The sequence below is a fragment of the Pseudomonas sp. 5C2 genome (assembly GCF_034314155.1).
GTDB lineage: Bacteria > Pseudomonadota > Gammaproteobacteria > Pseudomonadales > Pseudomonadaceae > Aquipseudomonas.
In genome coordinates this window covers 101087-123645 of sequence record NZ_JAVIWH010000003.1, presented here as the reverse complement: position 1 = coordinate 123645, position 22559 = coordinate 101087, and the positions used below count along the sequence as shown (strand labels likewise).

General features: G+C 57.7%; 21 protein-coding genes and 1 pseudogene. 14 read left to right on the top strand and 8 right to left on the bottom strand.

What is annotated here, in order from left to right; all coding sequences use genetic code 11:
* Positions 1-7 precede the first annotated feature (7 nt).
* From argJ to RGU44_RS15260, 3 genes are all read left to right on the top strand, one after another.
* Positions 8-1225 (top strand): bifunctional glutamate N-acetyltransferase/amino-acid acetyltransferase ArgJ, encoded by a 1218-nt coding sequence (argJ, locus tag RGU44_RS15270; RefSeq protein ID WP_322181789.1) that lies wholly within the window; start codon positions 8-10, stop codon positions 1223-1225.
* Positions 1226-1315: 90 nt separating this feature from the next.
* Positions 1316-1948 carry a glutathione S-transferase family protein gene (locus RGU44_RS15265; protein WP_322217936.1) on the top strand — a complete coding sequence of 211 codons (633 nt, stop codon included), beginning with the start codon at positions 1316-1318 and terminating at the stop codon, positions 1946-1948.
* On the top strand, positions 1945-2889 hold the full coding sequence (locus RGU44_RS15260) for a Nudix family hydrolase (protein ID WP_322181785.1): 945 nt from the start codon (positions 1945-1947) through the stop codon (positions 2887-2889). The genes RGU44_RS15265 and RGU44_RS15260 overlap by 4 nt, the downstream gene beginning before the upstream one ends.
* Before the next feature lie 11 nt (positions 2890-2900).
* Here the strand turns inward: RGU44_RS15260 and RGU44_RS15255 are convergent, their stop codons facing one another.
* The 3 genes from RGU44_RS15255 to RGU44_RS15245 form a co-directional block, all read right to left on the bottom strand.
* Positions 2901-3476 carry a cob(I)yrinic acid a,c-diamide adenosyltransferase gene (locus tag RGU44_RS15255; protein ID WP_322217934.1) on the bottom strand — a complete coding sequence of 192 codons (576 nt, stop codon included), beginning with the start codon at positions 3474-3476 and terminating at the stop codon, positions 2901-2903.
* A 2-nt stretch (positions 3477-3478) separates the two neighbouring features.
* Positions 3479-5515, bottom strand: a complete 2037-nt coding sequence (locus RGU44_RS15250; RefSeq protein WP_322181781.1) for a sensor histidine kinase — start codon at positions 5513-5515, stop codon at positions 3479-3481.
* A 79-nt stretch (positions 5516-5594) separates the two neighbouring features.
* Entirely contained in the window at positions 5595-6512 is a 918-nt protein-coding gene (locus RGU44_RS15245; protein ID WP_322217932.1) for a putative 2-dehydropantoate 2-reductase, read from the bottom strand.
* 175 nt (positions 6513-6687) lie between these two features.
* Here RGU44_RS15245 and RGU44_RS15240 point away from each other — a divergent pair, with 175 nt between their 5' ends.
* Positions 6688-7167, top strand: coding sequence for a YajQ family cyclic di-GMP-binding protein (locus RGU44_RS15240; protein ID WP_219062239.1), 480 nt, complete (start codon positions 6688-6690; stop codon positions 7165-7167).
* 11 nt (positions 7168-7178) lie between these two features.
* Complete coding sequence (locus tag RGU44_RS15235; protein WP_322217929.1) at positions 7179-8021, top strand: mechanosensitive ion channel family protein; 843 nt, start codon at positions 7179-7181, stop codon at positions 8019-8021.
* A gap of 60 nt (positions 8022-8081) precedes the next feature.
* Here RGU44_RS15235 and RGU44_RS15230 read toward each other — a convergent pair whose 3' ends face one another.
* Both RGU44_RS15230 and RGU44_RS15225 read right to left on the bottom strand, forming a co-directional pair.
* Positions 8082-9641, bottom strand: coding sequence for an AmpG family muropeptide MFS transporter (locus RGU44_RS15230; RefSeq protein WP_322181774.1), 1560 nt, complete (start codon positions 9639-9641; stop codon positions 8082-8084).
* A 42-nt stretch (positions 9642-9683) separates the two neighbouring features.
* On the bottom strand, positions 9684-10052 hold the full coding sequence (locus RGU44_RS15225) for an MGMT family protein (protein WP_322217927.1): 369 nt from the start codon (positions 10050-10052) through the stop codon (positions 9684-9686).
* A gap of 135 nt (positions 10053-10187) precedes the next feature.
* Between RGU44_RS15225 and RGU44_RS15220 the strand changes: the two genes are divergently transcribed.
* A complete protein-coding gene (locus tag RGU44_RS15220) occupies positions 10188-11195 on the top strand; it encodes a DUF481 domain-containing protein (RefSeq protein ID WP_322181770.1) in 1008 nt (335 codons plus the stop codon).
* Positions 11196-11301: 106 nt separating this feature from the next.
* On the opposite strand, the gene RGU44_RS15215 is transcribed toward RGU44_RS15220, so the two are convergent.
* A complete protein-coding gene (locus RGU44_RS15215) occupies positions 11302-12060 on the bottom strand; it encodes an SDR family oxidoreductase (protein WP_322181768.1) in 759 nt (252 codons plus the stop codon).
* 144 nt (positions 12061-12204) lie between these two features.
* On the opposite strand from RGU44_RS15215, the gene RGU44_RS15210 reads away from it, so the two are divergent.
* From RGU44_RS15210 to groL, 4 genes are all read left to right on the top strand, one after another.
* Positions 12205-12936, top strand: a complete 732-nt coding sequence (locus RGU44_RS15210) for a HugZ family protein (protein WP_322217923.1) — start codon at positions 12205-12207, stop codon at positions 12934-12936.
* A gap of 66 nt (positions 12937-13002) precedes the next feature.
* On the top strand, positions 13003-13485 hold the full coding sequence (locus RGU44_RS15205; RefSeq protein WP_322181764.1) for an FxsA family protein: 483 nt from the start codon (positions 13003-13005) through the stop codon (positions 13483-13485).
* 265 nt (positions 13486-13750) lie between these two features.
* Positions 13751-14044: a co-chaperone GroES gene (locus RGU44_RS15200; RefSeq protein WP_322166002.1), complete on the top strand. Its 294-nt coding sequence runs from the start codon at positions 13751-13753 to the stop codon at positions 14042-14044.
* A gap of 50 nt (positions 14045-14094) precedes the next feature.
* On the top strand, positions 14095-15738 hold the full coding sequence (gene groL, locus RGU44_RS15195) for a chaperonin GroEL (RefSeq protein WP_219062231.1): 1644 nt from the start codon (positions 14095-14097) through the stop codon (positions 15736-15738).
* 119 nt (positions 15739-15857) lie between these two features.
* Here the strand turns inward: groL and RGU44_RS15190 are convergent, their stop codons facing one another.
* Entirely contained in the window at positions 15858-16604 is a 747-nt protein-coding gene (locus RGU44_RS15190) for a phosphatase PAP2 family protein (RefSeq protein WP_322181761.1), read from the bottom strand.
* 337 nt (positions 16605-16941) lie between these two features.
* Here RGU44_RS15190 and colR point away from each other — a divergent pair, with 337 nt between their 5' ends.
* The 4 genes and pseudogenes from colR to RGU44_RS15170 all read left to right on the top strand — a co-directional run bounded on the left by colR (position 16942) and on the right by RGU44_RS15170 (position 19461).
* A complete protein-coding gene (gene colR, locus RGU44_RS15185; protein WP_259098423.1) occupies positions 16942-17625 on the top strand; it encodes a two-component system response regulator ColR in 684 nt (227 codons plus the stop codon).
* On the top strand, positions 17615-18895 hold the full coding sequence (locus RGU44_RS15180; protein WP_322181759.1) for a HAMP domain-containing sensor histidine kinase: 1281 nt from the start codon (positions 17615-17617) through the stop codon (positions 18893-18895). The genes colR and RGU44_RS15180 overlap by 11 nt, the downstream gene beginning before the upstream one ends.
* 231 nt (positions 18896-19126) lie before the next feature.
* Positions 19127-19234: pseudogene (locus RGU44_RS15175) on the top strand (InaA protein); the annotation flags it as partial.
* Positions 19234-19461, top strand: coding sequence for a hypothetical protein (locus RGU44_RS15170; RefSeq protein ID WP_322181757.1), 228 nt, complete (start codon positions 19234-19236; stop codon positions 19459-19461). The pseudogene RGU44_RS15175 and the gene RGU44_RS15170, both read left to right, overlap by 1 nt.
* Before the next feature lie 48 nt (positions 19462-19509).
* Here the strand turns inward: RGU44_RS15170 and RGU44_RS15165 are convergent, their stop codons facing one another.
* Positions 19510-22557, bottom strand: coding sequence for a multidrug efflux RND transporter permease subunit (locus tag RGU44_RS15165; protein ID WP_322217918.1), 3048 nt, complete (start codon positions 22555-22557; stop codon positions 19510-19512).
* Positions 22558-22559 lie beyond the last annotated feature (2 nt).

The window sequence follows — 22559 nt, the reverse complement described above, 5'->3', positions numbered from 1 at the left end:
GCACTTCATGGCTGTTGGTCTTGGTCCTTTGCCGACGTTGCACCCGGTTCCTGGTTTTGAACTTGGCATTGCCTCTGCCGGAATCAAGCGCCCAGGGCGCAAAGACGTGGTGGTCATGCGCTGCGCTGAAGGTTCCAGTGTGGCGGGCGTGTTCACGCTGAACGCGTTCTGCGCCGCGCCGGTGATTCTGGCCAAGCAGCGTGTACAAGGCCCTGTGCGTTATTTGCTGACCAACACCGGTAATGCCAACGCGGGCACCGGTACGCCGGGGCTAGCAGCCGCCGCGCGTACCTGCGCCAAGCTCGCGGAGCTGGCGGGTGTCGACGCCAATGCGGTGCTGCCTTACTCCACCGGGGTGATTGGCGAGCCATTGCCCGTGGAGAAAATCGAAGGCGCGCTGCAAGCCGCCCTGGACGATCTGTCTGTGGATAACTGGGCCGCCGCGGCAACCGGGATCATGACCACTGACACTTTGCCCAAGGGGGCGAGCCGTCAGTTTCAGCATGAAGGCGTGACCATCACCGTGACGGGGATCAGCAAGGGCGCAGGGATGATTCGTCCGAACATGGCGACCATGCTCGGCTACATCGCTACTGACGCCAAGGTCGCGCAGAGTGTGTTGCAGGACCTGCTGCGTGACGGGGCCAACAAGTCGTTCAATCGCATCACCATCGACGGCGATACCTCGACCAACGACTGCTGCATGCTGATCGCGACGGGCAAGGCCGCATTGCCGGAGATCACTGAGGCTAAAGGTCCATTGTTCGCCGCGCTTAAACAAGCGGTGTTCGAAGTATGCATGGACGTGGCTCAGGCCATCGTCCGTGATGGCGAGGGCGCAACCAAGTTCGTCACAGTTGAAGTGAATGGCGGCGGCAATCATCAGGAATGTCTGGACGTGGCTTACGCCGTGGCGCACTCACCGTTGATCAAAACCGCGTTGTTCGCCTCCGATCCCAACTGGGGCCGGATCCTTGCTGCGGTGGGCCGCGCGGGTGTGCCGGATCTGGACGTCAGCAAGATCGACGTCTTCCTCGGTGCTGTGTGCATCGCCAGCCAGGGCTGCCGTGCAACCACCTACACCGAAGCTCAGGGCTCGGCGGTCATGGCCGAAGCTGAAATCACCATCCGCATCGAGCTGGGCCGTGGTGAATGCCGCGAAACTATCTGGACCACCGACCTGTCGCACGAGTACGTGAAGATCAACGCGGAATACCGTACGTAATCTGGACGCGCATTTTAGCTGAACAGGTGGGCGCGAATGTATTTGCTCCCACCTGAGGTGATCGATCCGCCCTCCTGGAGAGTCCCGAACATGAGCTTGCACCTGATTATCGGCGACAAACGCTTTTCTTCCTGGTCGCTGCGTCCTGCGCTGGCGCTGGATATGATCGGCGTGCCCTATACCGAGCAAGTGATTTGGCTGAATCAGCCAGACAGTCGGCAACGGGCGCTTGAGCATTCGCCAACCGGCAAAGTTCCTCTCCTGAAAACCGAACACGGGACCATTGCTGACTCTTTGGCGATTATTGAGTACCTGGCCGAGCGTTTTCCCGAGGCGGGACTCTGGCCGCAGGATATCGCTGCCCGGGCCCAGGCGCGCTCAGCCTGCGCGCAGATGCACAGCGGGTTCATGGGTTTGCGCACGCACATGGGGTTCGACCTTCGGCGTGATGCGGCGCTGGACGTGATCCCTGCCGACGCTCAGGCCGACATCGATCGTATCGTTGCGTTGTGGGCTGAGTGTCGTGCCGCGGCCGTTGAGAGTGGTCCTTATCTGTTTGGTAAGCTGAGCGCGGCGGATGCGTTTTTCGCTCCGGTTGCAGTGCGCCTGCGGACCTATCGTGTGGCATTGCCCGCAGAGGCGCAGGCGTATGTTGAAACAATTTACCAGTGGCCTGCTTTTCAGCGCTGGCAGAAAGCAGGTTTAGAGGAAGTGGTGCGGTGAAACGAGTTCATGTAGCAGCGGCAGTGATCCGTGGTAACGACGGCAAGATCCTTATCGCACGACGTGCCGATACTCAGCATCAGGGCGGTTTGTGGGAGTTTCCCGGCGGTAAGGTCGAGACCGGTGAAACGGTCGAGGTCGCGCTGGCACGCGAGCTGCTGGAAGAGCTGGGTATCGTGGTTGTCACCGCTCGTCCGTTGATCAAGGTTCAGCACGACTACCCGGACAAGCAGGTGTTGCTGGATGTCTGGGAAGTATCGGCATTCATCGGTGAGCCGCATGGCGCCGAAGGCCAGCCATTGGCGTGGGCGTCTGCGCGCGAGCTGGTGGACTATGACTTTCCGGCGGCGAATCAGCCTATCGTCGCGGCAGCACGCTTGCCTGGCGAGTACCTGATTACCCCCGAGGGGCTGGAAACGCCAGAATTGCTGCGCGGTTTGCAGAAGGCGATAGCCGGAGGCATCAAGCTGGTACAGCTGCGCTCGCCGAACGGGTACGACCCGAAATATCGCGACTTGGCGGTGGATGCCGTTGGACTCTGCGCAGGCAAGGCGCAGTTGATGCTCAAAGGGCCGCTGGAGTGGCTGGGTGACTTCCCGGCTGCTGGGTGGCACCTGACGGCGGCGCAGTTGCGCAAACTCGCCAGCGCAGGCCGACCGTTCCCTGCTGCACGCTGGCTGGCGGCGTCCTGTCACAACGCTGAGGAATTGGCGCTGGCCGAGCAGATGGGGGTGGATTTCGTCACGTTGTCTCCGGTGCAAGCTACGCAAACCCATCCAGACGCGCTGCCGATGGGGTGGGAGCAGGCGACGCAGTTGATCGCCGGCTTCAGCAAGCCCGTGTTTTTGCTAGGCGGTGTCGGTGTCGATGATCGTCAGCGCGCCTGGGAAAGCGGCGCGCAGGGCGTGGCAGGGATTCGGGCGTTTTGGCCAGAGGTCTGACCGCCTCGCCCCTACGGTTTTGGCGCCGCCTGCCAAAGAATCTCGGCAATGCCCTGACGCTTGGAAATCAAACGCGCCGCCACGAACAGCAGGTCCGACAGTCGGTTGATGTAGGCCAGGCCAACCCCTGCCAGTGGTTCGAGGGCATTCAGGTGTTGGCAACGGCGTTCGGCGCTGCGGGCCAGGCTGCGACATACGTGGGCCTGCGCGATCAATGCTGAACCGCCCGGCAGAATGAAGTTTTCCAGCGGACCCAGCGTCTCGTTCCATAGATCGATGGCTGCCTCCAGGCGCTCGATTTCAGCGTTGTCGAGCGCTTGATACGCAGGCATCGCCAACTCGCCACCCAGATCGAACAACCGATGCTGGCAAGGCGTCAGTACCTCGATCAGCTCGCTCAAGCCCGGATAATGCTCGACCTGCTCCGCCAACCCTGCGAGCAATACGCCCACTTGGCTGTTCAATGTGTCGACCTCGCCAATGGCCTCGATACGCGGGTGGTCCTTGGGTACGCGGCGGCCATCACCAAGGCCGGTTTCGCCTTTGTCGCCCGTACGTGTGTAAATTTTCGACAGGCGAAAGCCCATGGTTATAACTCCGAAAGGGACTGTTCCTGAACGTTGATTGCGCTGCCGGCCAGCGGCAGGCGCAGGGTGAAGCAAGTGCCTTGGCCTGGGGTCGATTGCACTTCCATCTGGCCTTTGTGGTTGTTGGTGATAATGAAGTACGACACGGACAGACCGAGCCCTGTGCCTTGACCGATTTCCTTGGTGGTGAAAAACGGCTCGAAGGTGCGTTTTCGTACGTTCTCAGACATCCCGATGCCATTGTCTTCGACCTGGATCTCGGCCCAAGGCGGGTTTAGGCGGGTACGCAGGATGATGCGTCCCGGTTCACTATCATTTGCACGTTGATGGATGGCCTGCGCGGCGTTCTTCAGCAAATTGAGCAGCACCTGCTCCAGCTCGTTAGCCGTACCGGGTACGGGGCCCAGGTTGGGGTCGAACTGGCGAATGATGGCCTGGCCCTTGAAGTCGAAGCCGATGGTCAGGTCGAAGTCGTTACTGGCGATCTCTACGGCCTGATCGATCAAGGCGGGCAAGTCGCAGGGCGCCATCTGTCGGTTGCTGAGTCGGCTGAAACTGAGCATGTGGCTGACGATTTTGGCGGCGCGGGCGCCGGCCTGCTGGATGCCTTCGAGTAATTTAGGCACTTCACGGCTTTCCAGGTATCGATTGACCTGCGCCAGATCAATGCCGTTTTGTTCGGCCTGCTCGATGTTTTTCGGCAGATCCGGCGACAGGCGTCTGCGAATGTTCTGCACGTTGTGCAGGATTGCGCCTAGGGGGTTGTTGATTTCATGCGCCATGCCGGCCGCAAGCCCGCCGACCGACAGCATCTTCTCCGACTGCACCATCATGTCCTCCAGCGACAGCCGCTGGGTGATGTCATCGATGCGGATCACCACGCCACGGCCTGCGCCGCCTGTCAGCGGATAAAAGGTCAGTGCATAGTGGTGAGGGACTTCATCTTTGATCCAGGTGACCCGCTCGATCTTGGTGACCGTGTGTCGCTCGACCGTGTGTTTGATCTTCGGCAGGAAAGCTTTCATTGGCTCAAAGGCGAGGAAAATCGGCTGATTGAGGGCTTCATCCAGAGGTGTGCCGGAGAGGGCGCTGGCCTCTTGGTTCCATTGCGTGACATACAGCTGTTCGTCCAGCGCGATCAGCGCTGACGGCATCGAGTCGATGATGCTGTTGAGGTAGTTCTGGAAGCCGGTGAGTTTCTTCTCGATCTTGCTGCGCACCTGCACTTCGAGTTCGAGTTTGCGGTTGGTGTGGCGGGTTTCTTCTGCCAGGCCCTGTGCTTGGTCGTAGGCGTCTTGAGAGTCGTCCCGCGCACGTTTGAGTTGCTGCTCCCGGGCTTCAATACGCGAAAGCATGGTGTTGAAGGCTTCCGCCAGGCTGCCGATTTCATCGTCGTTGCCTCGTTTGGCACGCAGTGCGTAGTTTTCCTCGCGGGTCACCTGGCGCGACAGCTGTTCGAGCTGGTAGATCGGCTCGGTGATCAGGCGCCGAATCTGCCGGGCGATGATCAGCCACAGCAATACGCTGAATACCAGAATCCCCAGGCTGGCGGTGAGCGTGCCGGTGTAAAACGCCATCGGCAGCTCACTGCTGGCCACCAGCAATAGGTAGCCTGGAGCTTCTCCTGCTTTGGGGATGGGAATCAGTTGAGTGCTGCGAAACTCGGTCAGGCGCCAACCTTCTATGTTCTTGTAGCGTTCGGGCAAGTTGAGTTTTTCGCCCTGCTGTACCTGCGCCAGACGCTCACCGTTGTTGTCGTACAGTGCTGCCGCACGCAATGAGCTATAGCTCTTGAGCTCCTTGAGCAAAGCTTTGGCGTTGCTTTCCGACGTTAACGCGTCCTGGCTGAGACCGGGGTTGCTGAGCAGTCGGCCAATGGTCTGCAAGGCTTGTGGGGCCATGCTTTCTTGGGAGATGTAATAGGCGGCGCTGATGAAGGTCAGGTTGGCCACCAACAATACCGTGGTCAACAAGACCAGCAAGGCGGCCAGAAGCTTCTGTCCTACCGGTAGGTTTTCTAGGCGCTGGCGCAATGGCATCGGGCAAATCACAGGCGATTGATGAACCCGCAGGGTAACGCGGGGTTCAGGCACTGAGCAATATTGGCCGCGCCGTAATCTAGTCGGTGCGCAACCCGCGTGACTGCAAATGGGCGATCAGTCGCGCTTGCAGCTGAGTCAGGTGCGGCAGCGAGCACTGATGACGCGCCGCTACCGCGCAGGCGTGGCCCAACAGATAGCTGATTTCGGTGCGGCGGCCGTGGGCGACGTCCTGATACATCGACGAATAGTTGGCTGCCGTCGCCTGAATCACCCGCTCGACCTCGCTGTGCAAGTCCTCGGCTGCCGCGGTCTGGCCGCAGCAACCGAGCAGTTCGGTCAATTCAGCGCACAGTGTCGCGACTTCGCAGTGGTGGGTTGCCAGCCCGCCGTTGCGGCAGTCATGGAGTACGGTCAGTGGGTTGATCGCGCAGTTCAGCGCCAGCTTGCGCCAGAGCCGGGTGAGGATGTCCGGGGTCCACTCATGAGGGATGCCGCTGGCCTGTAGCTCGTTCAGCCATGTGGGCGGCGTCGGGTCCTTGGCATCGCCGAGCCAGGTGTAGCCGTGGCCGGCAAATACCACACGCCAGTCGCCGTCACGAAAAGCACCCTCGGTACTCGATGCAAATATACAGCGGGCATGGGGCACCTTTGCCGCGACCGCATCCTGACTGCCGAGGCCATTTTGCAACAGGATCAGTTCAGCATTGGCGCTCAATCGCGGAGCCAGACGAGCGACGGCGGCTTCGGCGTCATAGGCTTTGCACGCTACCAGCAGGCGTTCAATGGGTTCGGCGGCGTCGAATGTTTGCGCGGGGATGGCCAAGGTGTGGCCGTGGCCTTGCTCGACCAGGGTCAGACCGCCGGCGGCCTTGTAGGCCGTCAGACGCGTTGGGTCGCGCAAAATCAGGCGTACCGGTAATCCGGCGCGCGCCAGGCGGGTCGCCCACAGGCTGCCGAGGCTGCCGACGCCCAAAACGTGCCAGATAACAGCCATCAGCCATTCACTGGCGAAGGCATGACGGGGTGTTGAATGAAGGAATTGGAATTCAACATGGCAGGCTCGCAGCGACGGTGGGGAAAGTCTCGTTATAATGACGGCGCATTCATACCGTCAAGTCAGGCGTGCTCCATCTTCATATCGAGCCGCGCCGTTTATCTGGAGAAATTACATGCCCTCGTTCGACGTAGTGTCCGAACTGGATAAACACGAAGTCACTAACGCCGTCGACAATGCCATCAAAGAGCTGGATCGTCGGTACGACCTTAAAGGCAAAGGCACATTCGAGTTCAAGGAGTTGACCGTGAACCTCACCGCCGAGGCAGATTTTCAGCTAGAGGCGATGGTCGAAATCCTCAAGCTGTGCCTGGTCAAGCGCAAGATTGATGTGCAATGCCTTGAGCTCAAGGATGCTTATGCGTCCGGCAAATTGATGAAGCAGGAAGCCACCCTCAAGGAAGGCATTGATAAAGAGATGGCGAAGAAAATCGTCGCTCATATCAAAGACGCCAAGCTTAAGGTGCAGGCCGCTATTCAGGGCGAGCAAGTCCGTGTGACCGGCAAGAAACGTGATGATTTGCAAGAAGCGATGGCGGTACTGCGGGGTCATGAGTTCGGCATGCCCCTGCAGTTCAACAACTTTCGCGACTAAAGGTGACCTCAATGGATTTGAATGCTGAAGTTGATCATTTGGTAAAGGTATCCCAGTCTTGGGTTCCCATGTTTCTGCAGTATGGCAGCCGAGTGTTGCTGGCCGTGGTTACTCTGGGTATCGGCTGGTGGCTGATCAACAAAGTGACGCGCAAACTGGGTGGGCTACTGGCGTTGCGCAATGCCGACCTGGCGTTACAGGGATTTATCAGCAACCTGGCCAACATCGTCCTCAAAGTGCTGCTGATCGTCAGCGTCGCGTCGATGATCGGTGTCGAAACGACCTCGTTCGTGGCCGCCATCGGTGCTGCGGGTCTGGCCATCGGTCTGGCGTTGCAGGGCAGTCTGGCGAACTTCGCTGGCGGTGTGCTGATTTTGCTGTTTCGCCCGTTCCGCATTGGTGATTGGATCGAAGCCCAAAACATCAGCGGCACGGTCGACAACATCCTGATCTTCCATACGGTTCTGCGCACGGGTGATAACAAGACCGTGATCGTGCCTAACGGCATCCTGTCCAATGGCATCATCACCAACACCAACCGTCAGCCAACTCGCAAGGTGGTCTTTGACATTGGTGTGGAGCATGACGCTGATCTGCGGCAAGCCCTGCAGGTGTTGCTGGAGATGGCTCAGGATCCTCGCGTGCTACAGGATCCGGCGCCTCAGGCGGTGGTCACGACGTTGGGCGAGAATGCTATTACCCTGTCGTTGCGTGCATGGACCAAGACCGGCGACTATGCCGATGTCGTCGCTCATTTCAATATTGAAGCGCGGGATCGTTTGAAGGCCGCCAACATCAATATCCCTGCACCACAGCGGATGGTTCGCGTGGTGCAGGAGTCGGCCGCACAATAAGCCGGCTCTGCTGAAAAACAAAAAGCCCCGCGAGTCGGGGCTTTTTGCTTGCCGCGCAACCTAAGGCTGTTCGCTGACCGATGTTTCAATCGCTTCCGGCACCTGCACCGCTTTGGCCCGTCGTGCCTCCTGAGCCCATTGCAGGGCGATCATCACCAGGGTTGGTAACCCGAGCACGGCGGTGATCAGGAAGAAGGTGTGGTAGCCAAACCTTTCTACCATTACCCCGGAATAGCCACCTATCAGGCGCGGCAACAAGAGCATGATCGAGCTGAGTAGCGCGTATTGTGTCGCCGAGAACTTGAGGTTGGTCAGGCTCGACAGATAGGCGACGAAAGCAGACGTAGCCATCCCTGCGCTGAAGTTGTCCAGGGAGATGGTCACTATGAGCATCCGCAGGTTCGGGCCCATGTCTGCGAGCATTAAAAACAGCAGATTAGTGGCCGCTGAGGCAAAGCCGCCGATGAACAGGATCGGCAGAATGCCGAAACGAACGATCAACAACCCACCAAAGCCCGCGCCCAACAGGGTCATGACCAGGCCGAAGAGCTTGCTGACGCTGGCAATCTGGTCCTTGGTGAAGCCCAGGTCGATATAAAATACGTTAGCCATGACACCCATGACCGTGTCTGACATTCGATAGGTTGCGATCAGACCTAACAGCAGAAAAGCCTGCCAGCGATAGCGCCTGATGAAGTCGTTAACGGGAGTCAGGACGGGTGCAAGCCCGCGTCGACCAAAGGATGACAGGCACAGGGTGGTCAGTGTGATGTACAGGATGGCGCGTAGAAACGCTCGGTCTTCGAGCAGCAGAGTGACCCAGCTGGTGCCGTTGAACAGCACGCTGGCAAAGTCCGTGTAGTACAGCTGGGTGAACATCGCGGGTACTGAAACCAGCAAGATGATCAGCACAAAGACTGACGCCAACTGGTGGTTGAATCCATAGCGCGCTGCGGACAGCTGGGTGCGCAACGGTACCGGTGGCTCTCGCATGACCATCGTGGTGACCAGTGCGGGCAGCATCAAAAGGCCGAACAGAATGTAAGTGCCCGCCCACGCCGAATGTTTGTAGCTGAAGCCAGTCGAGCCGAAGCCTTCGGCAAAATACAGCGCCCCCGCAGTGGAAAGCAGAGCCGCAACGCGGTACCCGGACATGTAGCTCGCTGCCAGGGCGGCCTGGCGGCTGTCTTCAGCGATTTCCAGACGATAGGCGTCGATGGCGATGTCTTGCGTCGCAGACGAGAACGCAACCAGCACGGCAATAGCAATCAGCCAGGACAGGTGTTTTTGTGGGTCGCAAAAACCCATGCCGATCAAGCCAAGCACTATCAGGGATTGAGACAACACCAGCCATGATCGTCGGCGGCCAAGTTTGCCAAGAAAAGGCAGGCGCCATTGGTCCAATAGGGGTGACCAGACCCACTTGAAGGCATAAGCCAGGCCGATGAGGCTGGCATAACCGATGGTTTCACGTGCGACGCCCGCTTCGCGCAGCCAGACCGACAGCGTGGAAAACACGAGCATATAAGGCATGCCCGCAGCGAATCCGAGCAGCAATAGCACTAACGTCGAGGGGCTGGCATAAGCGGCGAGCGCGGCGCGCCAGGATTTACGGGGCATGGGCTGAAGTCTGCCTCAGGTTACGAAAACAAAGGGCGCACTCTAACCGCTGTGCTCTATCGGGCGCCAGCCATGGCACTGAATATCTACTCGATTATTTTTGATGATGACGCCTTCAGCCCTTAGACGCGCACGTTGTTCGTCGCCTGAGGCGGTTCCGACCGGCAAACTGAGTTTACCGCCCGCCCCCAGCACCCGGTGCCAGGGGAGGGCGGTGCCCTGCGGTAATTGGCTCAACGTGCGCCCAACCCAGCGTGCGGCACGCCCCAGTCCGGCAAATTCAGCCAGCTGTCCATAGCTCACGACCTTGCCTTCCGGGATTTGATGGAGGGTCACGTAGAGCGCTCTACGCCGGACTTCGGCCGGCGTTAATTGAGCAGAGTCGTCCTGTTTTGGCGGGTGATCGGTCACGCGTTTATTCCTGTTGAAAGGCGCTTGAAGGCAGGGTTTGTGGAACTACAGCCCGCGTAATGGGTCTTTTGTTGCTCGTTGTCGTCCTGGAGATGATGCCCGATTCCCCTGTAAACCTGAGCCTTGTCGTTGCTTATGCTGTCTAGAACCTTGCTGTGCATTGCTATTATCAGCACCTCCATACCTGTACTCGCCGATACCGTCTGGTTGAAAAATGGTGATCGGCTGACGGGGACCATTAGAGTCTTCGATGGCGGTAAGTTGTTGCTCCAGACCGATTATGCCGGAGCGATCCCGCTGGACTGGAAACAGATCAAAACCCTGGAGAGTGATCAGAAGCTTCTGGTCAAACAGGACAAGTACCCCGGCGAAATCGCCAAGTCGTTGCAGCCGGCCGAGGATGGCAAGGTGACGCTGGCCAATGGTGAGGCGCCCAAGACTGTCGAGCTGGCCAGCATCCAGCAGATCATGAAACCCAAACCGGTGATTACGGATCTGGTCTGGAAAGGCAGCATCGATGCCGCGCTGGATTTTCAGCGTGCGGAAAAGAACACCGACGATTACAACATCGCCTTCAAGACTTCGGCGCGTCACGGCGATTGGCGGCATAACGCTAAAGGCGAGTACAACCGCGAAACTCAGGATGGCCTCATCAGTACCGATAACTGGAGCGCCGAGTACTCCATTGACCGTTTCTTCACCGAAAAATGGTTCTGGGATGGTCGTGTTACCTACAAACGCGACGATATAGAAAATTTGACCCGCCAACGTACAATCGGTACCGGTCCGGGCTATCAATTCTGGGATGACGAGCTGGGTGCATTCTCGCTGGGTTCGTTGCTTAACCGCACCGACTACGAATACGCGGACGGTCAGAAAGCCAATTTCTATTCCGCGGGCATGAAGTGGGATTACAACCGTTTCTTGATTGGCAAGAGGGTCGAGTTTTTCACCAATGGCGAATTGAACAAATCACTCACGGGCGTTGCCAATTACAGTCTGGACAGTGAGATTGGGCTGCGTTACAAAGTTACCGAATGGGCCTCGCTCAACCTGAAGGCTGAGAAAAACCTCATTAGCGGTTCTTCCGACGGGGATCTCGACAAGACCCGCTACACGGCTGGCTTTGGGGTGACGTGGTAAGCCTCCGATGAGGCTATCGCAGGGGCGCTTGCAACCAGGCATTCCCCTGCCCTGCGAACGGATCAGGGTCGCGTCCGACTGACGCGACCCTGATCAGCAATAGAACCTAGATCCGCAACCCGCCGTCCAATTCCAGAATACGACCGCTGAAGTAGTCGTTCTCCAGAATATAAGCTGCCGAATGGGCGATTTCTTCAGGTTTGCCCATGCGCTTGAGCGGGATGCCTGAGGTCATTTTTTCCAGCGCTTCAGGCTTCATGCCCAAGGTCATTTCAGTTTCGATGAAGCCAGGGGCAATGCCTGCGACGCGGATGCCATAGCGTGCCAGTTCCTTGGCCCAGGTCACGGTGGCGGCTGCGACACCGGCTTTGGCCGCCGAGTAGTTGGTCTGACCGACATTGCCTGCGCGGGAGATCGAAGAGATATTGATGATCGCGCCCTGATTCTTCAGTTCGATCATCTTTGCTGCCACTTCACGGGTGCACAAGAATACGCCGGTCAAATTGACGTCGATGACCGCTTGCCACTGCGCCAGGGACATCTTGGTCATCTCGCCGTCCTTGACCCTTAGCAGCAGGCCGTCACGAAGAATCCCTGCGTTATTGATCAGGCCGTGAATCGCGCCGAAGTCCTCGGCAACTTGAGCAACCATCTGCGTCACTTGTTCTTCGTTAGCGACGTTGCACAGGTAAGACCGTGCTTCCACGCCCAATGCCTTGCAAGCGGCAACCGCTTGATCAAGCTTTTCCTGATTCAAGTCCACCAGGGCCAGCTTCGCGCCTTTGGCCGCGAGATATTCGGCCATCGAACGGCCCAAACCCTGGCAACCGCCAGTGATAATAATTATCTTGTCTTTCAAATGCATGCGCGTGCCCAATAAAACAGTCGGTGGTTATCCTTACCAGATGACCCACACTCGCGGAGTCCGCGCTTGGAGTTGCTCTGGTGGCGCTGCAAAAATACCGAGCGCCCGTCCGTTTTCGACGGATTCTATATAAGGAGTCATAAGATGAGCGTTAATGCCGCTAAGCATGCCCGAGAATTGCTGCTCAAGGAATACCGGGGTGTACTGTCCACTCACTCCAAATCCATGCCCGGCTTCCCGTTCGGCTCTGTGGTGCCTTATTGCCTGGATGATCAGGGCAGGCCACTGATCCTGATCAGCCGCATCGCCCAGCACACGCATAACCTGCAAAAGGACCCCAAGTGCTCGCTGCTGGTTGGAGAGCGCGGAGCTGAGGATGTACAGGCGGTGGGCCGTATCACCCTGCTGGCCGAGGCCGAGAAACTGACCGACAGCGCTGCCATTGAAGCGGCTGCCGAGCGTTATTACCGGTATTTCCCCGAATCGCAGAGCTATCACAGTGCCCACGACTTTGACTTCTGGGTGCTGGTCCCGGTGCGATACCGTTATATCGGCGGTTTTGGCGCGATTCACTGGCTCGATGAGGTCGCCCTGGCCAATCCGTTTGCTGGCGCAGCGGAAACCGCAATGGTCGAACACATGAATAACGACCACGCTACCGCCATCGCCCATTACGTCACGCTGTCCGGTCTGCCGCAGACGCAGCCCGCACAGATGGTCGGTATCGACAGCGAAGGTATGCATTTACGCATAGGGCAGGGTCTATACTGGCTGGCTTTTGCTTACTCCTGTAACACTCCGAAACAAGTTCGCGAAGCCTTGGTCCAGCTGGCCCATGCTGAAAAATGGCCGGCGAATGAAGCCCAAGAGGCTTGAATTCACGATTTGGCGACGTCACATAGGGTTTATTGGAAGTCATTCTTCCGTTGAGGAACTCATTTGATGCGCGTTTTTCTGTTGCTCTTTCTACTGTTTCCAGTGCTGGAACTGTTTGTTCTGGTCAAGGTGGGTATGGCCATTGGCTTTTTGCCGACCTTCTTGCTGGTGGTCGCCAGCTCCATGCTCGGCGTATTCGTGATCCGGATCGCAGGCTTTGCCACGGCGCTGCGTGCCCGCGAGAGCCTGGCCCGCGGCGAGCTGCCAGCCCAGCAGATGCTGGAAGGTCTGATGGTCGCCGTCGGCGGTGGGTTACTGCTGCTGCCTGGTTTTATCAGTGACGTACTGGGGCTGATCTGCCTGTTGCCGTTCACCCGTAAGGTGCTGGTCAACACGTTGCGCAAGCGCGCTGAAGAGCAAGCGATCCGCCAGCGTGCGTTTGCCGATGACGTACGAGCCGCGGGTGGCCCGGAGCGTCCCGGTGCCGCACACCCCGGCAACCGTCAGCCTAACGTGATCGAAGGTGAGTTCGAACATCGCGATCGGTAAGCGTTCTAGCCTGTACGCAACGGCCTGTGCGGGACCGTCCGGTGCCGCATATGTTTCAAAAGGCTGTATCTGTCTGCAAAAAAATTACACGCCAAGCCTTGTAATCACCTTGCTCGCCCTTATGTAAGGGTCACCGCAAGGTTTCTGGTGGATTCGCCAGACCGTATTCTGCGGTTCGCTCGTCGAACCGTAACCGGCAACGCCGGATGTTCTAAACCGCCGGTGCAGTCACCGGACGTTCAAAACCATAATTAGGAGATCGACAATGAAGCTTCGTCCTCTGCATGACCGCGTCGTAATCCGTCGCAGCGAAGAAGAATCGAAAACTGCTGGCGGTATCGTTCTGCCGGGTTCGGCTGCTGAAAAGCCAAACCGTGGCGAGATCCTTGCTGTTGGTACCGGCCGCGTGCTGGACAACGGTGAAGTGCGTGCGCTGGCCGTAAAAGTAGGCGACAAAGTGGTGTTTGGCCCTTACTCCGGCAGCAACACTGTGAAAATAGACGGCGAAGACCTGCTGGTGATGAGCGAGAACGAAATTCTCGCAGTCGTCGAAGCCTGAGTATTTCCCGCGAATTTCCGTTACTACCCAGTATTTAAGGAATAACGATCATGGCTGCAAAAGAAGTTAAATTCGGCGACTCCGCCCGTAAAAAAATGCTCACCGGTGTCAACGTCCTGGCTGACGCAGTTAAAGCGACCCTCGGGCCTAAAGGCCGTAACGTCATTATCGAAAAAAGCTTTGGCGCTCCGCTGATCACCAAAGACGGCGTCTCCGTTGCAAAAGAAATCGAACTGAAAGACCGTTTCGAAAACATGGGCGCGCAGCTGGTTAAAGACGTTGCTTCCCGTGCAAACGATGACGCAGGCGACGGCACCACCACCGCTACCGTTCTGGCTCAATCGATCGTCAACGAAGGCCTGAAAGCCGTCGCTGCCGGCATGAACCCAATGGACCTGAAGCGCGGCATCGACAAAGCGACCATCGCTATCGTTGCTCAGCTCAAGCTGCTGTCCAAGCCTTGCACCGACACCAAGGCCATTGCTCAGGTGGGTACCATCTCCGCCAACTCCGATAGCTCCATCGGCGACATCATTGCCGAAGCTATGGAAAAAGTGACCAAAGACGGCGTTATCACCGTTGAAGAAGGCACTGGCTTGGAAAACGAATTGTCTGTTGTTGAAGGCATGCAGTTCGACCGTGGCTACCTGTCCCCGTACTTCATCAACAAGCCAGATACCATGGTTGCCGAGCTGGACGGTCCGCTGATCCTGCTGGTCGACAAAAAAATCTCCAACATCCGCGAAATGCTGCCAGTTCTGGAAGCAGTGGCCAAAGCTGGCCGTCCGCTGTTGATCGTTGCTGAAGACGTTGAAGGCGAAGCCTTGGCGACTCTGGTTGTGAACAACATGCGCGGTATCGTGAAAGTTGCAGCCGTCAAAGCTCCTGGCTTTGGTGATCGTCGCAAGGCCATGCTGCAGGACATCGCTGTTCTGACTGGCGGTACCGTTATCTCCGAAGAGATCGGCCTGAGCCTGGAAACCACTACCCTGGAACACCTGGGTAATGCCAAGCGCGTTGTGCTGAACAAAGAAAACACCACCATCATCGACGGTGCTGGCGTTCGTGCCGATATCGACTCGCGTATCGCTCAGATCCGTACGCAAGTAGCAGACACCACGTCTGACTACGACAAAGAAAAACTGCAAGAGCGTCTGGCCAAGTTGTCCGGCGGCGTTGCAGTAATCAAAGTCGGCGCCGGTTCCGAAGTTGAAATGAAAGAGAAGAAAGCCCGCGTTGAAGACGCCCTGCACGCAACACGTGCAGCCGTTGAAGAAGGCGTGGTACCTGGCGGTGGCGTGGCACTGGTTCGCTCCCTGCAAGCAATCGCTGGCCTGAAAGGCGACAACGCTGATCAGGACGTCGGTATCGCTCTGCTGCGTCGCGCTGTAGAAGCTCCACTGCGTCAGATCGTTTCCAACTCCGGCGACGAGCCAAGCGTAGTTGTCGACAAGGTCAAGCAGGGTTCGGGTAACTTCGGTTACAACGCTGCTACTGGCGAATACGGCGACATGATCGAAATGGGCATCCTTGACCCAGCTAAAGTGACTCGCTCTGCTCTGCAAGCGGCGTCCTCCATCGCCAGCCTGATGATCACTACCGAAGCGATGATCGCTGAAGTGGTTGACGACAAGGCTGCTGGCGGCGGCATGCCGGACATGGGCGGCATGGGTGGTATGGGCGGCATGATGTAAGCCAGCTTTACCTCTCCCATAAAAAACCCCGCTTCGGCGGGGTTTTTTTATAGCGGGTAGTCGGTGAGGCTGAGCTGTGCGGCGAGCGTTAAAGTTCCGCTCCGCACACAGACTCAGAATCAACCAGCCTTGGCGACCAGAGGTTTACTCGCCGGGACTATCTTCGGTTCAGCGCGGTATAACACGGCGTAATACGACCCCAGGCAAATCAGCCAGCAGAACACCGCTGTCCAGACGTTGTGAGAGAAGAAGTGCGCACCTTGCAGCATTCGACCAATCGAGAAAATCGTGCCCAGGCTGAAGGCAAATACCAATGCGGCTCGTGCCAGGCGAGGACGGCGATCACGCAAGGCGAAGAACAGTGCGAACAGGGTAAAGCCGGTCGCAGCATGACCGCCGGGCCAGCAGCGCCCAGGTTTGTCGGTCGCAGGACGAGGGCTTAGCAACTCGCTGTAGGTTTCTTGGCCGCCGAACTCAGTCAGGCTCCATGGGCATTGCACCGAGGTGACGACTTTGACGGGTGTCACGAAGGCGGTGGACAGCGCCATGGACAGTACCAGGCAACCCAGTTCGCGGCGCCACGGTTTCAGGCGCTGCACAAAAAAAGCGCCGGCAAAGGCAGCCAGGGAAATAAGACTGAACGCAATCACTGCCTGTTTTGCGCGGTTGTGGAGGACGTCTTCAAGGAAATTGCTGTGTCGACCGATAAAGTCTCCCGCTACCGGGTCATAGAGGTGCCTGGCGATATCCATGTCCAGGGAGGTCAGTTCCAGCAAGATCAGAATGACCGCTGTAACGGCGGGGACACCCAGGCACACCCAAAGATTGAGTGGGCGAGAGTAGGGGCGGGCAAAAGGTGAAGGCATGAAATATCCTGAGCGCATAGAGAGAGGGTCCAGGCCGATCAGCCTGGAGCATGATGAATATACTGACGCTCGGCAGCCCCCCGGACAAACCAGTGGTGGACCGTAAAGGCCAATAGCGCGCCGGCGCCGATAGCGCTAACCGTATTGATGATTCCTGATCGCAAAGGCCAAAGTCTGGCAGCGCCACTGTAATGCGGTTGTGAACCCGCTGTGAAAAAAACGTTGAGCGAGATCGACCCAGCGACCCGGTCCTGACCGTTAGAACTGGTCGAGCGCGTCACTTGGCCTTAAGCTGCGCCAGCTTCAAGGCCTTAACAGCATACAGAGAGAGTACCCCATGCGAATTCTGCTGGTTGAAGACAACCGCGACATCCTGGCAAACCTGGCGGATTACCTGGGTTTGAAGGGCTATACGGTCGACTGCGCGCAGGATGGGCTTTCCGGTTTGCATCTGGCGGCCACCGAGCACTATGACCTGATCGTGCTCGATATCATGCTGCCCGGTATAGACGGCTATACCCTGTGCAAGCGGCTGCGCGAGGATGCCCGGCGCGATACCCCTGTAATTATGCTCACCGCACGCGATCAACTGGACGACCGGCTGCAAGGCTTCCGTTCCGGCGCTGACGATTACCTGCTCAAACCCTTCGCCTTGTCCGAACTCGCTGCACGAATCGAAGCGGTATTGCGCCGTGCTCAGGGGGGAGGCAGGCGCACCCTGCAGGTCGCTGACCTGATTTACGACCTCGATACCTTAGAGGTGACTCGGGAAGGGCGCCTGCTCAAACTCAACCCTGTCGGCCTCAAGCTCTTGGCGGTATTGATGCAGAAAAGCCCGCATGTGCTGCGTCGGGAGATTCTTGAAGAGGCCCTGTGGGGCGACGATTGTCCAGACAGCGACAGCCTGCGTAGCCATGTGCACCAGTTGCGTCAGGTGATCGACAAACCGTTTGCCAAGCCGTTGCTGCAGACGGTACATGGCGTTGGGTACCGCTTGGCCGAGGGCCGTGATGGAGTTTAAACAAAGCCTTGCCCAGCGGATCATCATCGCGTTCGCGTTGATGAGTGCGTTGGTTGCAGGATCGTTCGCCCTAGGCATCGTGGCAACCGTCCATGTGGTCGAAGAAAAGCTGATCTCCGCAGGTCTTGGGAGCGACCTCAACCGCTTGTTGTTGATGGACAGCATTAGCGACTGGAGCCATCGCCCGGAGCCAGGTGAGCTGTTCTATTTCAGCGACGGCCGTGGTGAGTTCGATTTGCCTAAAGATTTACGGCATCTGGAGCCAGGGTTTCATGAAGTCTTTCGTGATGACCTTTCCTATCACGTCATGGTGGTCGTCGTCGACGGACGTCGATACGCGTTGTTGAAGGATCAAAGCGATTTTGAAGAGCGTGAACGGGTGCTGTTCGCGGTGGTGCTGGTCGGGTTCGTCCTTGCGCTGGGGCTGGCAGTGTTCCTCGGCTGGATATTGGCGCGAAAAGTAATGGCGCCGGTGGTAAGGCTGGCCAGACAGGTCAGGCATCGCGATCAACTGTTGGGGCTTGCGCCGCTCTTGGCGCCAGACTATGCCGCCGATGAAGTGGGTGAGCTGGCCGTGGCCTTTGATACCACGCTCGGGCGTTTGCGTCAGGCCCTGACGCGAGAGCGCTTGTTCACCAGTGATGTCAGTCATGAGCTGCGCACGCCGCTGATGGTACTTGCCAGCTCCTGTGAGTTGCTGCTTGAAAATCCGGCCCTCGATCAGCGCGCACGCGCTCAGGTGCAGCGTATTGCTCGTGCCTGTGAAGAGATGCGTGATCTGGTGCAAACCTTTCTCATGCTGGCGCGGACCCAGCGTGAGGATTCGGACATGGCGCCGAAGCTATCCCTCGCTGCGGCAGCTGATCAGTTGATAACGTTGTGGCGAGAACCCATTGAGGCCAAAGGTTTGACACTGTTGTTTGAGCCTGGTCAGTCTTCGGACACAGGCTACAACGCCACGTTCCTTCATGCGGTGATGGGCAACTTGCTGCGCAACGCATTGCATTACACCGACAGCGGGTTTATCCGGCTTACGCTAGAAGCAGAAGGCTTTGTGGTCGAGGACAGCGGTGTCGGGATTCCCGAGGAAAAACGTGAAGCCATGTTCCAGCCGTTCGTGCGCGGCAACGAGCAGCGAGGTGAAGGGTTGGGCTTGGGGCTTTCACTGGTCCAGCGGATCTGTGAAAACCAGGGCTGGAGCGTGAGTCTGAGCAACGTAGAGCCAAATGGCTGTCGTTTTAGAGTTGACTTGAAGGTGGCGCCACGCTGAGTTTTGGCGGAGGCGCGGCCCAATGCCTTGTAATACCATTTGCAAAATAAAGGAACCGTTTCGCTCGCAGAGGTGTCCCACGTTGGCTTTGCTGCGTGAGTTTCTGCGGGTAAGGCCGAGTTTATTTATTGCGCAAGAGGTAACAGGATGACGGTGGACTTTGTCGCAGAACCGAATGTTGCAGTTCAGGATCGTTTCGCGTACTTCTGGACCCGGCGAGGAGAGTGGGTCGACGAGCCCGATCTTCGTCGCCATTCGTCGTTCAGTGCAACAGCATGGCAGAAACTCGTCTACTTTTACGAGACGGCGTTTGGCAGCGCTATCAAAGGCTTGCATTAATGAAACTCGAAATAGCCCGAGGTTTTTTTTTGGTGGGGGCTTTAGGGATCGCATCCTTGGCGCTGGCCCTCTGGGAGCAACCTGGGCCCAAGATATTGAGTGCGCAACATGGCGAGGGTCGATGCCTCTTGCCACGTGTGGCCAAGGTTCAGGAGTCTATGAGGCCCGATCATGACCTATTACTGTTTATGTATGGCTTGACTCAAGGGATGAGACAAGAAAATTGAAAACTTTCGTCAATCAAAAGGCTCCGTTTTTACGGGGCCTTTTGGTTTCTACAGATCGAGGGCCAGATCAGCCCTCTTGTCAGGTGCCGCCAGCAGCGTGTACACGCACGGCAGCACGAACAGGGTGAACAGCGTGCCGATCGACATTCCCGTGGCAATCACGGTGCCGATGTCGAAGCGGCTGACGGCCCCGGCACCGGTAGCAAGAATCAGCGGCACCATGCCAAATACCATCGCAGCCGTGGTCATCAATACCGGACGCAGACGAATCGCAGCGGCTTCTTCGACCGCTTCGCGGGCGCTCAGGCCCTTGTCGCGGCGTAATTGGTTGGCGAACTCAACGATCAGGATGCCGTGCTTGCTGATCAGCCCTATCAGCGTCACCAGTCCCACCTGTGTATAGATGTTCATGCTCGATAGCCCCAGAAACAACGGAATCAGTGCCCCGCAGATCGATAGCGGGACCGTCACCAGAATGACCAATGGGTCTCGAAAGCTTTCGAACTGCGCCGCCAGCACCAAAAAAATAATCGCCAGTGCCAGAGCAAAGGTCATCCACAAGGCATTGCCTTCCTGCACGAACTGCCGCGCAGCGCCCGCATAGTCGTAGGCATAACCGTGTGGTGCTTCTTCTGTGGCGATCTGGCGAACGGTCTCGATAGCCTCGCCCATGCCGACAATCGGGAAACCCTGAATAATCGCCGAATTCAGTTGCTGAAACTGGTTCAACTGACGCGGTTTGGCCCGGTCATGGACCTTGATCAGCGTCGACAGTGCCAGGAGTTCGCCTTTGTTGTTCTTCACGTAGTAATTGTTCAGCCAGTCAGGATTGTCCCGATACGGCCGTTCGACTTGCGCGATGACCTTGTAGCTACGGCCATCAAGGGTGAAACGGTTAATCTCCGCTTCGCCGAGCAATGTTGCCAGCGTGCCGCCCAGATCGAGCATGGACACACCCATCTGCGCCGCCTTGGCCCGATCGATATCGACCACTACCTCGGGCTTGTCGAAGGCCAGATCAATATCGAGAAACGCAAACTTGCCTGACTCGGCCGCGCGCGTCTTTATCCGGGTGGCCACTTGCAGCAGCGACTCATAGTCGTTCGGCGTATTGATCACGAACTGGAAAGGCAGGCCTTCGCCCGTACCCGGCAGCGACGGCAAGTTGAAACCGAACACTTGCAGGCCCGCGATCTTCGCGACTTTGGCCTGTAGCTCAGGCAGAAGCTGCATCTGCGTGCGGTTGCGCTCGTTCCACGGCTTGAGCAGGAAACCGCCGATACCGGTCTGCACCCCGTCAAAGCCATTGATCTGGAACGAGGAGTAATACTCGGGAAACGTCCTGAAGATCCCGATGAACTCATCGGTGTAGGCGTTCAGGTAGTCGAGATTAGTCGGTTGTGGCGACGTGGCCATCATGAAAATGATGCCCTGGTCTTCATCGGGCGCCAATTCCGATTTGGTGAACTTGAGCAGCGCCGGAATCAGGCATAACACGATCAAGGCAAACACCAGCACCACGGGCCGCGTATTCAGCGTGCCGTGCAGCATGCGTTGGTAGCGGGCCTTGAGGCGTCCGAAGGTCTGATCAAGTTTGTGCGACAGGCCACGAGGATTCTCGTTGTGACGTAAAAGCAGGGCGCACATCATCGGCGACAACGTTAGCGCTACCACTCCCGAAATAACCACCGCGCCTGCCAGCGTCAGGGCGAACTCCTTAAACAGGGCCCCGCTCAGGCCTTGAAGAAAACCGATGGGTGCATAGACGGCTGCCAGGGTCAGGGTCATCGACACCACCGGCCTCGCGATTTCCCTGGCGCCTTCAATGGCCGCGTTGAACGGCGTCTTTCCCTCCTCGATATGCCGATGGATGTTCTCCACCACCACAATCGCATCGTCCACCACCAGCCCGATCGCCAGCACCATCGCGAGCAAGGTCAGCAAGTTGATCGAGTAACCCATCAGTTGCATGAAGAACAACACGCCGATCATCGACAACGGAATGGTAATCACCGGGATCAGCACCGAACGCAGGGCGCCGAGGAACAGGAACACCACGACAATCACGATCAACACCGCTTCGATCAGGGTTTTCATCACCTCATGAATCGATGCCTGAATAAACAGGGTAGCGTCATAGGCAATGGAAATTTTCAGGGTGGGCGGCAACTGGTTTTCCAGCTCCGGCAAGATCTTGCGCACTTCCTTGATCACGTCCAGCGGGTTGGAACTGGGCGTACCCCTGATAGCGATATAGACCGACGGCGTGCCATCGAAAGAACTGATCGCGTTATAGTTTTCCGCCCCCATTTCCACTCGGGCGACATCGCTGAGCAGCACGCGGCGGTCGCCCGAGATTTTCAGCGGGATGGCGGCAAAGGCTTCGGCAGACTTCAATTCGGTGGCAGCATTGATGCTGGTGACCACGTATTCGCCTTTTACTTCGCCGGCAGCGGACAGGTAGTTGTAGCGGCGCACGGCCGCAGTGACATCACTGGCGGTCAGGCCGTAACCGGCGAGGCGCACTGGGTCGAGCCACAGGCGCATGGCAAAGACTTGATTGCCGATAATCTCTGCTTCGGCCATGCCCGGCAGGGTCGCAAGCTTGGGCTGAATCACCCGTGACAGATAGTCGGTGATCTGCGGGTTACTCAATTCGCTGCTATAGAAGCTGATGTACATCAGGGCGGTTGAATCGGCGGCCTGCTTGTTCAATACAGGGTCTTCAGCGTCTTGCGGCAGCTTGTTCTTGACCTCGTTGGCCTTGGCCAGCAGCTCGGTGAAGAGCCGGTCGCTGTCCGCACCGATGCGTGCATAAATCGACACCACCGAAAAGTTCTGACGACTGACCGAGGTCATGTAATCAATGCCTTCGGCGCTGGCCAGACTCTGTTGCAACGGCTGGGTGATATAGCCCTGGATAGTCTCGGCGTTGGCCCCGGGGTAAGCCGTTGTCACAGTGATCAGGGCGTTTTCCATCTGCGGGTATTGGCGAATGGTCAGCTTGCCGAATGCCTGGAAGCCCAAGAGTACAATCAGCAGGCTGATGACGGTGGCCAGCACCGGACGACGGATGAACGGATCTGTAAACGCCATGA

Bases quoted from the DNA above. Each gene is read 5' to 3' on its own strand.
- argJ (WP_322181789.1), top strand. From the start codon at position 8: ATGGCTGTTGGTCTTGGTCCTTTGCCGACGTTGCACCCGGTTCCTGGT.
- RGU44_RS15265 (WP_322217936.1), top strand. From the start codon at position 1,316: ATGAGCTTGCACCTGATTATCGGCGACAAACGCTTTTCTTCCTGGTCG.
- RGU44_RS15255 (WP_322217934.1), bottom strand. From the start codon at position 3,476: ATGGGCTTTCGCCTGTCGAAAATTTACACACGTACGGGCGACAAAGGC.
- RGU44_RS15250 (WP_322181781.1), bottom strand. From the start codon at position 5,515: ATGCCATTGCGCCAGCGCCTAGAAAACCTACCGGTAGGACAGAAGCTT.
- RGU44_RS15245 (WP_322217932.1), bottom strand. From the start codon at position 6,512: ATGGCTGTTATCTGGCACGTTTTGGGCGTCGGCAGCCTCGGCAGCCTG.
- RGU44_RS15240 (WP_219062239.1), top strand. From the start codon at position 6,688: ATGCCCTCGTTCGACGTAGTGTCCGAACTGGATAAACACGAAGTCACT.
- RGU44_RS15235 (WP_322217929.1), top strand. From the start codon at position 7,179: ATGGATTTGAATGCTGAAGTTGATCATTTGGTAAAGGTATCCCAGTCT.
- RGU44_RS15230 (WP_322181774.1), bottom strand. From the start codon at position 9,641: ATGCCCCGTAAATCCTGGCGCGCCGCGCTCGCCGCTTATGCCAGCCCC.
- RGU44_RS15220 (WP_322181770.1), top strand. From the start codon at position 10,188: ATGCTGTCTAGAACCTTGCTGTGCATTGCTATTATCAGCACCTCCATA.
- RGU44_RS15215 (WP_322181768.1), bottom strand. From the start codon at position 12,060: ATGCATTTGAAAGACAAGATAATTATTATCACTGGCGGTTGCCAGGGT.
- RGU44_RS15210 (WP_322217923.1), top strand. From the start codon at position 12,205: ATGAGCGTTAATGCCGCTAAGCATGCCCGAGAATTGCTGCTCAAGGAA.
- RGU44_RS15205 (WP_322181764.1), top strand. From the start codon at position 13,003: ATGCGCGTTTTTCTGTTGCTCTTTCTACTGTTTCCAGTGCTGGAACTG.
- RGU44_RS15200 (WP_322166002.1), top strand. From the start codon at position 13,751: ATGAAGCTTCGTCCTCTGCATGACCGCGTCGTAATCCGTCGCAGCGAA.
- groL (WP_219062231.1), top strand. From the start codon at position 14,095: ATGGCTGCAAAAGAAGTTAAATTCGGCGACTCCGCCCGTAAAAAAATG.
- RGU44_RS15190 (WP_322181761.1), bottom strand. From the start codon at position 16,604: ATGCCTTCACCTTTTGCCCGCCCCTACTCTCGCCCACTCAATCTTTGG.
- colR (WP_259098423.1), top strand. From the start codon at position 16,942: ATGCGAATTCTGCTGGTTGAAGACAACCGCGACATCCTGGCAAACCTG.
- RGU44_RS15180 (WP_322181759.1), top strand. From the start codon at position 17,615: ATGGAGTTTAAACAAAGCCTTGCCCAGCGGATCATCATCGCGTTCGCG.
- RGU44_RS15170 (WP_322181757.1), top strand. From the start codon at position 19,234: ATGAAACTCGAAATAGCCCGAGGTTTTTTTTTGGTGGGGGCTTTAGGG.
- RGU44_RS15165 (WP_322217918.1), bottom strand. From the start codon at position 22,557: ATGGCGTTTACAGATCCGTTCATCCGTCGTCCGGTGCTGGCCACCGTC.